We start from the raw sequence: 13,057 nt of genomic DNA on the forward strand, positions 1-13,057 counted from the left end.
AATTATTTACAATCTATACCCTATGCCTGAAAGTATTCTTACCATATTAAGATAGCAAAAAAACTACATTCTGTCAACAACATTAGACAATTTTCACATCTATAAATTTCTATTTTTTAATATTCTGCTTGAGTTTATTACTGCTATTAAGGTTACACCTACATCTCCAAATACAGCTTCCCACATATTAGCCATTCCTAAAGCACCAAATATTAATATTATAATTTTAACACCTAAAGCAAAAATTATATTTTGCCATACAATTTTATTTGTTTTCTTCGCTATTTTTATTGCTTTTATTATCTTACTTGGTTTATCATCCATTATTACCACATCTGCTGCCTCTATTGCTGCATCTGATCCAACTCCCCCCATAGCTATTCCTATATCTGCTCTAGCTAATACAGGAGCATCGTTAATTCCATCTCCAACAAAAACAACTTTTTTGTCTTTACTCTTATTTTCAAATATTTGCTCTAATTTTTCAACCTTATTTTGCGGTAATAAACTACAATATGCTTTATCTAGACCTAATTCTTTAGCAACACTATCTCCAACTTTCTCATTATCACCAGTTAGCATAATTGTTTGCTTAACTCCTATTTCTTTTAATCCACTTATAGCTTCTTTAGAATCTTCTTTTATTTCATCTGAAATAACTATATATCCTAACTCAATCTTTTCATTTGCTAAATAAACAACAGTACCTATTTCATTAATTAGAGTAATCTTTATATTAAACATATCCATTAACTTTGAGTTACCTGCTAAGAATGTTTCTCCATTAATGTCTACTTTTATTCCTTTTCCTGAAATCTCTTCATAATTTGAAATTAAAGCTTTATTAATTTCATCATTAAATTCACTTACTATAGATTTAGCAATTGGATGATTTGAGTAATATTCAGCATAAGCTCCTAATTTTAATAATTCTTCATTGGTTAATTTGCTTGTGCTCTCTGATTTTTTAACTTTAAATGTACCTTTTGTTAGTGTTCCCGTTTTATCAAAAACTATACTCTCCACATTATTTAGCGCCTCTAAATAGTTACTTCCTTTTATTAAAATACCATTTTTAGAAGCTAAACCAATTCCAGCAAAATATCCAAGTGGTATTGATACTACTAAAGCACATGGACATGAAACAACTAAAAATATTAAGGCTCTTGAAATCCATTGCGAGAAACTTTCTCCACTTATTACCAAAGGAGGAATAATTGCAAGGGCTAAAGCAGAGAATACAACTACTGGTGTATAATATCTTGCAAACTTAGTTATAAATTTCTCTGTTGGTGATTTTTTGTTTCCTGCATTTTCAACTAAATCTAATATTTTAGAAACTGTAGATTCTCCAAAACTTTTTGTTACTTTTATTTTTAATAATCCACTTTTATTTATTGATCCTGCTAATACATCGTCTTTTGCCTGAACTTCTTTTGGTAAAGATTCTCCTGTTAATGCAGATACATCAAGAGTTGCTTCTCCTGATAAAACTACTCCATCTAGAGGAACTTTTTCTCCTGCTCTTACTACTATTATTGATCCTACATTAACACTTTCTGGAGATACTCTTTTTTCCTCTCCATTAAGAGTGATTAAGTTGGCAAAGTCTGGCCTTATATTCATTAAATCAGATATTGATTTTCTTGACTTATTTACAGCATAATCTTGGAACATTTCTCCTACTTCATAGAAAAGCATGACTGCTACCCCTTCTGGAAACTCTCCTATAGCAAAGGCTCCAATTGTAGCTATAGCCATCAAGAAGTTTTCATCAAATACTTGTCCTCTTAAAATATTTTTAAATGCTCTTAAAAGAACTTCTCCTCCAGCTATAATATAAGCTACTCCAAATATAATAAACTCATACATTTTATCTAAATTAACTATCATTCCTATTATAAATAGAGCTAAAGCTATACCTAATCTAAAAAGTTCTTTCTTTTCTACTCCTAAATTACTTCCTCCATGATTATGAGAATGTCCATGTTCATGAGAATGACTCTCTTCATTATTGTGTTTATGTGATTGTCCATCTCCACAACATCCATCATTACATGTATTAGATGAAGATTTCACTCTATTTTTATCCTTTAGAACTTTAACATCTGGCTCTAAATTTAAAACTATTTTTTTAACTTTCTCTTCTAACTCTTCTTCTGAAACACTTTCTTTAGGAGTTATCAATAAAAGTTTTGTTGAAAAATTAAGGACAGCTTCATCAACATCAGTAAGTTTATTAACTTTATCTTCAATTTTACCAGCACAGTTTGCACAATTTAATCCTTCTAAATAAAGTTTTATATCTTTCATGACTAATATCTCCTTTACTCTAAAACGTGGTCTAAACCTTCATTAAATATGTGTTTAACATGGTCATCAGCTAGAGAATAGTAGACAGTTTTGCCCTCTCTTCTAAATTTAACTAACCTAGCTTGCTTTAAAACTCTTAATTGGTGAGATACTGCTGATTGACTTACACCTAATAGTTCTGACATATCACACACACACATTTCTCCCTCAAAAAGGGCACATAAAATTTTTATTCTTGTTGAATCCCCAAAAACTTTAAATATTTCTGCCAATTCATAAAGTACTTCTTCTTTTGGTAAATGTTCTTTCACCCTATTTAATATATCTTCGTGTATATAAGAACAGTTACAACTTTCTATTTTATTATTATCCATATTTTTAACTCCTATTATTCATTTAAACATATGAGCACTTGTTCATATGTTCATTTATATTATATGTCTCTTTTGTAAAAAATGCAATAAAAAAAGGCTGTATCAAAAAATTATTGGTACAACCTTTTTGTAATTATTTACTAAAAAATATTTCTATCTTTTTTAATATTTCTTCTTCTCCAACTACGAGTATATTATCATTTTTTTCAAATTTTAAATATGGTCCAGGAGATATTATTAACTCTCCATTTCTTCTTACGGCAACAATAGTAGCCTTTGTATTTTGCCAAAACTTTGAGTCTGAAACACTCTTGCCTATAAGAGTACAATCCTTTGGTAATTCTATTTCTATAGGTGTTAAAGGATTTGTATATCTAAGCCTATTAGAATAATCTACTATTCTATCTATAATTTCACCTATATTTTTTTCTATGGCCTTTTTCTCTTCCATTAAAGATTCTATATCATGTTTTAAAGATGTCACACTTTCAATTGAATGAAACCTATTTATAAAATTATAAGCATTGTCTTTTGAAACAATTGTTACTCCACTACCCTTGCTTGATGATACCACATTCATATCCTCTAATAATTTAATAGCTTTTCTAATAGTTTCTGGTGATACATTATAACTGCTTGCTAAAGTTGATCTACCATATATCTTTTGTCCTACCTTTATGTCATTATTATATATCCTACCTGCAATATCTAAAGCAATTTGCTTATATATAGGTTCATTTACCTTACTCCCCATCTCATTTCCTTTCTATTATAAAAATTAGTTTAATCAATATACTATACAATTAATTTTAACATATTTCATAAATTAAAGAAAATATTTACATCAAGCTATAGCTTCAGAATAAGCAGTCTTTGTATTTATAACTATAGAATCATTTATATATTTAACTATACTTTTACATACAAAATATGCATACTTCATATCATTCTCATAATTCTCTCTTTTTCTATATAGCTTATGAACTTCTTCTAAGAAAAACTCCACAGACATATTACCCAATATTTTAAAATCATCTTTTGATGGAATATATGTTTTAGCAAAATTAGATAACTCTTTTTCATATTTAACATGTTTATTCATGCTATGTTTGAACTCCCATCTTTCACTATGAGGAACACAGAAAAAATCACATATAAAATGACATATAACTCCTAGTTCCTGACTAAATCTACTTACCGAAAATTTCTTTTTAAAGTAATACATACTAAGTGATGCTAGTTTTTTTATCTTATTAACTATCATATCAAAAGATTCATCTAAATAATGCTTCTTTAATTTGTATTTTGAAACCATATCAGGTTTTATATTTCCATATATAAAATTTTTATCACTTATTTTAAAATCTACATTAATATCTCTTAATATATTTTGTGCAATAAGAATATGAGTGTTAATTAGCATAATTTATTACCTCTAATCTCTTTTAAAAAGTTTCTTATTAATATGATATTTCATATTAATTAAAAGTATATTACAAAAACATATTTAATTTATTAATTAATTATTAATTAATAATTGATTTTTGTATGAAATCATTACTTATCTAAAGTTTTAACCAAATTCATCTATATAATTCTTAAAATTATTGCATTTTTAAAATAAAAGTTCCTAAATTTCAAAAGCTAGGAATGAAAAACTTACATTCCTAGCTTTATCAAAATATAACTTAATAGTTATATTGTCCTACATTTTCACAAATTCTTATATCTAAAAGATCATCTGAAAGAGTTTTTTTGTATGAACATAAGAATTCATTTAATTCACTGTCTTGAAGATCTATGTTTTTAGTACTAGTTATAAGAACTTTATTATTTTCTAAAATTAATTCAATATCATTTTTTTCATTTTTAATAAAATATGTAGTAACAGTAGATGTTTTTACTTTTCCCTTATACTTCTCTTGAAAACTCAAAGTTTTTCTTAAATTTTCATAATCTCCACCTTGAATTCCTAAGCTACTCATATCTATCCCTAAGTTTTTCATTTGTCCTTCAATATTACCCATATCGAATCCATATCTCTTAAGCATTTCTGTTTGAATATTTAAAAACTTTTCTTGAGAAATATTATTTTCATTCATATATTTAGTTATCTCTCTAGAAAGATCCATCATACTCATTTTTCCTTGAGCTACTGAATAATATAAATCATAAATATATGACTCAAATTTATCTATATCTTTATCTCTCGCTTTATTTTTTAATTGATTAAAATCTACAATTCTATCACTCATAAAACAATGCCTCCGTAAAGTTCAAACTTATATTATTACTATAATAACATAAAAATATATTTATAACATATTTTAAGGATTAAAATTAGTTATATTTTAATTAAATTTTAATTTTAAATAATTTTATATCTTCTTAACTAAATAGTAACTAAAAAGTCCTATATCATACACTTAAAGTGTACGATATAGGACTTTTTTTACATAAGTTATAAACTTATAGATATTCTTTAAATTCCTTCTTACCACTAATAGAATTTAATAGATGCTTAATTTCTTGGTCCCTATCCTTATCCATGACTAAAATAACATCTCCTGCATCAACTAATACTAAATCTTTTATTCCAAATCCTATTATTAATTTTTCCTTTCCAAAAACGGAACAATTCTCACATTCCTCTAAAAAAACATTATCTGAAGTTCTATTATTTCCATTAGGCTCTAAAAACCTACTTAGAGCTGAGAAAGTACCTATATCATCCCAAGAAAAATCACATTTTATAACAAAGGATCTTCTTGTTTTTTGCATTACTCCGAAATCTATAGATATTCCATCAATTAAAGAATACTGCTCTTTTATTACTTTTTCCTCATCATCTTCTCCAATGTGCTTATATATCTCCATTAAACATTTATACATCTTAGGAATATATTTTTCAATTTCTCTCAATATAACATCAGGTATAACAACCATTTTGATAACCAATTCCCATCTGCAGGAAACATAGAATTTAACGTATATAAAGAGACTTTAAAAAAATCAATGAAAGAGAAATATTATAAAATTGTAACTGACTTTGAATTTAGTGAAGAAGAATACATAGAAAATATAGAAATCTTTATAGAAGTGCATTTTCCAATTGTTTTAGATGAAGGTTACCTTTCACCTGAACACTTTAAAACTTTTTGTGGACTATTTATGATTCCTTATACCTTTATATCAGATGAATATTACTTATTTGTATTAAGCGATTATGCCAAAACAATTTATGATAATAGAAAAGAACTAAATTACACTCAGAAAGATTTAGCTCATGAGTGTAATATTAGTCCTGTTGATATTTATAAGTTTGAATCTTATTTGAAATATCCAACCAGAGCTCAATTTAAAAAACTAAAAAAACATAAATTAATATAAAAACTATAGGGAATTAAACGCTCCCTATAGTTTTTATATTTAAATATTTCTTATTCCATATCTACTTGCTCTCATTCTAAATGCGCTTTCTCCGCCTTCCATAACACTACAAATTTCATGCTTAATTTTTTCATTTTCTAAAGTTCCAGCTTCTAATACATTAACTGATTTTGATGATGAATTCATTGATATTATAAGTTCTGCATCTCCATTAACTGGTATATTAGCATTATGTGTAACAACTATAATTTGTCTATTTTCTTTGGAAGCTTTTAATCCTTCAACAATCAAACTATATATTAAATGATTATCTAAATCGTCTTCTGGTTGGTCTAATATAAGAGGATTTGCACCATCAGAAAGAATAAATGTTAATATTGCAGAAGTTCTTTGACCTGCTGAAGCATTATGAATAGGCTTATATTCGCCTGAATTTTTTGATTTATATTGTATCTTAATTTCATCTTCTGGTAAAAGTATTCCTAATTCAGCTATACTGGAATCTTTTAACTCTTTTAAAACATTTATAAACCTTCCACTATATCCTTCTATTTGAACATTGTTATACTTTAAATTATATATATTTTCATAAAATTTTTCTATCCTACTACTAAATTCGCCCCCATTAAAACAAAATTCCGTAACCTTTTCTATGTCAGCATCAAATCCAGTTTGCTTATCTATTATCCTTCTAAATTTCAATTTAAAATCATCTTTATCTCTAAACGTATTTACTCTTATTCTTATAGTTTCATTCAACAATTTACTTGATATGGAATTTCTCTCATTAGTTATATCTCTTCTTTTACTAATATAATTATTTCTTAACTCTTTTAGATTTTTATATTCTTCATTTAATGTTTTTTCTTTTTTTTCTATTTCTTCTAATTTATTTTGTTTTTCTTGTTGAAGTTTTATTAACTTATCTACTTCACTCACATCAATACCCTTTTCTTGTAATTTCTTAAGTGCTTCTTTATAGTTATTATCAATCCTATCAAATTCTCTATAAAAATCACTTTGCTTAACTCTATTTGCATATTCTACCTTAATTTCATTTAATCTTTCAACTATTTTATTTATATAATTTATAGTCCCTTCTATTTTTATTTGACTTTCATCTATTAATTCCTGTATTTCTTTTTCTAATGCAAAATCTTCTGCAACAGAAAACTTTAACAACAAAGTTTCTCTCTTTTCCTCTAATATTTTTATTTTTTCATCTATATGCTTAAAATATTTTCTTGAAACTTCTAGTTGTTTATTATATTCTTTATATTTATTTATAACCTCATTAATTCCACTTTGATTATAAGTTTCTATTTTTTCATTTAAATCTCTTATCTCTGCTAATATTTTCTTTTTAAGAGCTACTTCCTGTTCAGTAGCTTTTATACACAAGAATTTTTTTTCATAATCATTTAAATAATCATTAGCCTCATTCTTCATATTATCTAAATCATTAGCCTCATTCTTCATATTATCTAAATTATTAGACAAAGAATCAATTTTCTCTCTTAGTATATTTGTATTCTTAGCTAATTCATATATTTGCTTTTGATTATATATATCTATTTTAAAGAAATCTTCTACAGATATATCTTCAATTTTTTCAAAGTTTTCATTATCATTTAATCTTTCTATAATAACATCTGAATTAGATTCAATATTTTTAATATTTTTCTTTGTTACCCTATAAACAATATTATTTTTTACTAGTTCAACTTCAATTTCTGTATCTTTTTTTAAAACTCCTAGCCCTTTATTCTTTATTTGATAGAAATTTTTAAACTCTCCAAATATTTCATCTAATTGTTTCATATTCTTATCGAAGAAAACCCCTGTTAAAAATCTTATAATAGTTGACTTTCCACTACCCCTACCACCAATTAATGTATTTAATTGAGGATTAAATTCAACCTCTAAAGAATCTTCATCTAATAATTCTATATTAGATATTTTAACTTTTTTTATCCACAAATCAGGCATTTTATATCTGCCATTATTTTTTTGAAAACAATTTTTTATTCTATTATTAGGGAATAATAGAGCTTGTCTTAAACTTTCCAAATTCGGATTTTCAGACATTTTTATCCAGCTATATTGTTTTCCAATTCCCCATAATCCATGTTTACTATCTCCTTCACTATTAGGATTATCTGAGAATGTTAAAATTCCTAATTCCTTTTCTTTTATAACTTTTGCACATGCTAAATATTTCTTTGCATCTTCGTAATTAACATGTCTTATTTTTTGAAGTTCATCTAAAATATCTTCTTCTGTTTTTTCTTCACTATCAAGCCCTATAACTATTTCTTTATGTACCATTTGAACAGCTTTAATACTATCTAAATCTAAAAAATCATTAATTACACGAGTATCTACTTTATATAGTCCATTAAAATCATCTATATGTGCTGGTATTACTAAAGCCTTTGCATCATTAGCTTTTTCCACTATGTCTGAAATACCTTTTTTAGTGTATAATTCTCCATCTTCATTTTTTTTAACTTCTGAATCTCTTAAAAAATATTTTATATCATCAATATTGCAATCAGTATCAAATAAAATTAGCAAATGAACTTTACTATCACTACAAGTTATCTCAACACCTGGAAAAACAATAATATTTTTATCTTTAGAAGCTTTTCTTACTTCTTCAATCCATTCACAACTATTATGGTCAGTTATAGCTATACAATCTAAATTTTCTTCTATAGCTTTTTCTATAAAATCTTCTGCTGTGATGCTTTTATCAGCAAAGCACTCACTTGCAGGTGTATGCAAATGAAAATCACACTTATACCATCTATTTCCTTTATAATTAATCATATAACTCTCTCCTTTTCATAGTTAAATTATACCGAAAATACATTTACTTTTATTTATAGTAGGTAATAGGGTGGTATCGGTATACCACAACCACCCTATTACCTACTATAAAATTTTAATAAAATTAGAATTATATGCTTGTCTTATTTTGGCGTAATTCTAATTCTCCTTTTCTTTTATCAAACTATAATGCATTTTCTCTTATTTCGTTTATAGTTTTTATAAGTTTTGTTCCTTCATCGACATTGTTCGCAAATAAATCTATTATGCTTCCAACACTTCTGAATGGGTCTTCTGTTAAGATTTTATTGTTTTCTATAAATCCATTCTTAACAATGTAATCAACAATAAGCTTAACAAAATGTATTTGTGAACTATTAAAACTTTGGTTATTTAAAAATTCTGAGAAAGCTTCATTAGCAGCATTTCTATCTAATCCTAGTATTTTTCTTACTAATTGAGTTACTGGTATTTTTCCATATTCTTTTTCATATTCTTCTTTGCTTCCAAGCTCATTAAATAGAACTCTTTCTAATGTTTGTATATCTTGCTCAGTTAATTTTTTATTGTTTCTAAGTTTGTATATAGCTAACTCATCTTTATGTTCTTTTAGATAAAATTCAACTTTCTTTCTATAACTTTTAAGGTCATTAACATTGTACATTGATGAGTGGCTTTCTTCTGATATTATTGAATCACTAAATTTTGTGTAATATATTCCTTGAGTGCTTTTTTCTAAATACTTTATTAAATCTCTTAAAGCCTCTCTCACATTCTCCATATCAAATATATCAGCACTTTCCCAGAATTCAGGCTCTACTATTCTTTCTATAATAGCTTTCTTTTCTTTTATCTCTGGTATTGTTCCTAACTTAGATAACTTATCAGCTGTTTCCATTACTGACTTTATACCCTTCTTTAAAACAATATTTTGTAAGTTAGCTAACTGAATCACATATATAAGTAAATCAAATCTTTTAGCTAGTTCATCATCATTTATAGATTTAATTATTGGAGATATATGTTTTTTAATCTCATTTTGCTCTATGGCACCAATAGCATTCCAAGCCTTCTCATCTTTATACTTATGAACAACACCTATGTTCATTCTAACTAAATAATTTTCATCATTTAACGCTTGTACAGATTTTATTAATTCGCCTAACAATTCATTTCTATAATTAACATACTTTTCATCATCTTGATATTTTATATCTTGAAGTTCTTTAACTATATCAACTTTTACATTAAATAATCTTTCTGTAAGACTTTCTACCTTATTACCTTCAAAACCTTTAGGATTAACTCTAAAGAATTCAAAGTTATTACAGAAATCAAATATTAAGAACTCTTCTTTATCAAAACCTATTCCAAGTAAGTCAGGACACAATCTAGTTCCCCTACCTATCATCTGCCAGAACTTAGTTTTGCTTCTTACTTTTTTGAAGAACACAAGATTTAATATCTCTGGTATATCTATTCCTGTATCAAGCATGTCTACTGAAACAGCTATTTGTGGCATTTTATCTTTATCTGAAAAATCATCTATTATATTTTCAACATAAGGGGTTTTATGTTCTACAACTCTTGCAAATGTTCCACCACACTCTGGATAAAGCTTATTAAATCTTTCAACTATAGCTTTAGCATGTCTAGAATTCTTAGCAAAAATTATTGTTTTACCAAGCTTTTCTCCACCTTCAATTTTCAAACCATCAGTCATAAGTTTATTTAAAACTAAGTCTATTGTATCAGCATTGAATAACCATTGATTTATAGCAGAACTACTTATTTCATCTCCAATGTTTTCATCATCATCAAACATCATTTCATACTCTTCTTTCTCTTCTTGGCTTAAGTCATCATACTTAATTCCACCTTCAAGAATTTTAGATTTAATTTCAATAGTTCTATAATCAACTAAATACCCATCTTCTACAGCCTTTTCATACTCATATGCATAAGTAGGTACTCCTTTTTCAAGATTGAATATATCATAAGTATTTTTATCTATCTCATCTCTTGGAGTAGCAGTTAATCCTATTAAATAAGCATCAAAATAATCAAATACTGATTTATATTTCTTATAAATACTTCTATGTGATTCATCAATTATTATTAAATCAAAATGCCCTGGAGTAAATAGTCTATCTCCATCTTTAGATTTAGTGTCATCTATAGCATTCATCATTGTAGGATAAGTTGAGAAAACCATTCTTGATTCTTCTGGATTATCTCTGCTATCTAATAAATTACATAGTGATAGATTAGGTAATAGTTTAGAGAAGTTTTTCTTAGCTTGTTTAACTAGAGCTTTTCTATCTGCTAAGAATAAAACATTTTTTACCCAGTTATGTCTTGATAAAACATCAACTATAGAAATAGCAGTCCTTGTTTTACCTGTTCCAGTTGCACAAACTAATAAAGCTGTTCTCTGATTTCTTTCAAAAGCTTCTGCTACTGAAGTAATTGCTTCCTTTTGATAATATCTATTTGATATTTCATCACTAATCTTTATATCTTTTAAACTTTTCTTAGATATTCTTCTATCTATCATCAATTTAAGTTCTGATTTTTTATAGAATCCAAATACTTCTCTATCTCCACAGTCATCCCATATATAATATCTAAATCCATTAGTTAAAAATATTACTGGTCTTTGATTATACTGTTTTTCTAAGCAATCAGCATAAAGTTTAGCTTGCTGTTGTCCTTTTTTTTCATCAACACTTGTTCTCTTAGCTTCAACTACAGCTAAAGGTTTTCCATTATCTCCATAAAGAACATAATCAACATATCCTAATCCTGATTCATTTGGCATTCCATTTACTTCTACTTCTATTTGAATATCCTTACCAAAGGTCCATCCAGATAATTTTAACTCTACATCAATATATCTTTTTCTAGTTTCAGCTTCACTTATATCATCCACTTTAAAAGTATTATTTGCTGTATTTTCTTTTCTCTTCTCAGTTCCAAGTTTTCTTTTCTCTTTATTTTCATCAATTACTTCTTCAAGCTTTCTATCCTTAGAGCTTAATTTTTCATAAAGATTATTAAGTTCCTCTGGTCTAGTTCTCTTATTATCACCTTCATGAAGTAATCCTTCATCAAAGTCAGTAGCAGTATAATCATCTGCATAACAATAATCTATCCAACTAACAAATTGATGTAAATTGTGTAATGATAAAATAGCTTCCTCTCTACTAATAGGCTTATTAGTATGAACAGCTACATTTCCAAGCTTTATTACATACTTTAAGATATTAAACATACTTGAATCAATAAGCTCACGAAAACTATCATTATGAATTAATGAACTTATATTATCTTGGTACGGTAAAAATAGCTCTGAATCATTACCATAAACCCATTTAACAGCAAGTTCTAAAGCTCTTCTTGATAAAATTGCACAAGTAGCTGGACTTACAATAATACTCTTTTCAGCCTCAAAGCATTGTGCACTAAATCCCTCAAACTGTTTCTTGCCTTTTAAAAATTCAAAATTTCTCCCCATTAAATTTCTCCTTAAATTTCTATGTTAAAATGTATTAATTTCTAATTATAGTAAAATTATATCAATTTATATATTATTAAATCAAATAAAAAAGATAGCTAAGTTTTAACTTAACTATCTAATTATTTATATTTTCAAAACTTTTATCGGCATTTCAGATGTTGACTTACTCTCATAGAAATTTATTAGTTCTTTTAAATTAAGTGAGTTATTCTTACTTTGAGCTTTAAATATATCTGCATCTGGACTAGGCGTAACTCTTATATAAGAATAATTATGCTTTATAGCATATTCTTTAAGCTTTTCTATATAATAAGATGCTATACCCTTTCTTCTCAAAGATGAATCAATAACATTTAATAACTCTAACTTAATATTTGGCAATTCCTTAGTCAAAGATATCATATATTGTGGCATTTCCTTAAACTCCATAGTAAATATCTCTATATCATTGGTCAAATCATATAAACAAAATTTTACTGACCACTTTTCACAATGTAACTCTATAAATCTGTCTTTTTCTTTATTAATTTCACTTGAATTAAATACAAACTTTATATTTCTGCCTTCTAGTTCATCTATATTAGGAATTCCCCATGATTCTATTTCATTTCTCATATTATTATCCATA

At 26.6% G+C, this 13,057-nt stretch carries 9 protein-coding genes and 1 pseudogene; 1 reads left to right on the forward strand and 9 read right to left on the reverse strand.

All coding sequences use genetic code 11. From position 1 onward, the window contains the following. Positions 1-99: 99 nt before the first annotated feature. The 6 genes and pseudogenes from Q1J60_RS04245 to Q1J60_RS04270 form a co-directional block, all read right to left on the reverse strand. Positions 100-2,313, reverse strand: a complete 2,214-nt coding sequence (locus tag Q1J60_RS04245; RefSeq protein WP_300258918.1) for a heavy metal translocating P-type ATPase — start codon at positions 2,311-2,313, stop codon at positions 100-102. A 14-nt stretch (positions 2,314-2,327) separates the two neighbouring features. Further along, the gene (locus tag Q1J60_RS04250) at positions 2,328-2,687 is read right to left on the reverse strand and encodes an ArsR/SmtB family transcription factor (RefSeq protein ID WP_300258920.1); all 360 of its coding nucleotides are present in this window, start codon (positions 2,685-2,687) and stop codon (positions 2,328-2,330) included. Positions 2,688-2,820: 133 nt separating this feature from the next. Next, positions 2,821-3,441 (reverse strand): GntR family transcriptional regulator, encoded by a 621-nt coding sequence (locus Q1J60_RS04255; RefSeq protein ID WP_300258923.1) that lies wholly within the window; start codon positions 3,439-3,441, stop codon positions 2,821-2,823. A 90-nt stretch (positions 3,442-3,531) separates the two neighbouring features. Further along, positions 3,532-4,110, reverse strand: coding sequence for a zinc dependent phospholipase C family protein (locus Q1J60_RS04260; protein ID WP_300258924.1), 579 nt, complete (start codon positions 4,108-4,110; stop codon positions 3,532-3,534). 265 nt (positions 4,111-4,375) lie between these two features. After that, entirely contained in the window at positions 4,376-4,942 is a 567-nt protein-coding gene (locus tag Q1J60_RS04265; RefSeq protein ID WP_300258927.1) for a DUF3867 domain-containing protein, read from the reverse strand. A gap of 214 nt (positions 4,943-5,156) precedes the next feature. Continuing rightward, positions 5,157-5,618: pseudogene (locus Q1J60_RS04270) on the reverse strand (mannose-1-phosphate guanylyltransferase); the annotation flags it as partial. Positions 5,619-5,702: 84 nt separating this feature from the next. Here Q1J60_RS04270 and Q1J60_RS04275 point away from each other — a divergent pair. Continuing rightward, positions 5,703-6,077, forward strand: coding sequence for a helix-turn-helix domain-containing protein (locus tag Q1J60_RS04275; RefSeq protein ID WP_164786964.1), 375 nt, complete (start codon positions 5,703-5,705; stop codon positions 6,075-6,077). Positions 6,078-6,116: 39 nt separating this feature from the next. Here Q1J60_RS04275 and Q1J60_RS04280 read toward each other — a convergent pair whose 3' ends face one another. The 3 genes from Q1J60_RS04280 to Q1J60_RS04290 all read right to left on the reverse strand — a co-directional run bounded on the left by Q1J60_RS04280 (position 6,117) and on the right by Q1J60_RS04290 (position 13,056). Next, positions 6,117-8,909: a TrlF family AAA-like ATPase gene (locus Q1J60_RS04280; RefSeq protein ID WP_300258933.1), complete on the reverse strand. Its 2,793-nt coding sequence runs from the start codon at positions 8,907-8,909 to the stop codon at positions 6,117-6,119. 184 nt (positions 8,910-9,093) lie between these two features. After that, complete coding sequence (locus Q1J60_RS04285; RefSeq protein ID WP_300258937.1) at positions 9,094-12,426, reverse strand: DEAD/DEAH box helicase family protein; 3,333 nt, start codon at positions 12,424-12,426, stop codon at positions 9,094-9,096. 126 nt (positions 12,427-12,552) lie between these two features. Further along, positions 12,553-13,056, reverse strand: a complete 504-nt coding sequence (locus tag Q1J60_RS04290) for a hypothetical protein (RefSeq protein ID WP_300258939.1) — start codon at positions 13,054-13,056, stop codon at positions 12,553-12,555. Position 13,057: the final 1 nt, after the last annotated feature.

The organism is Clostridium sp. (assembly GCF_029258205.1).
Taxonomy (GTDB): domain Bacteria; phylum Bacillota; class Clostridia; order Clostridiales; family Clostridiaceae; genus Sarcina.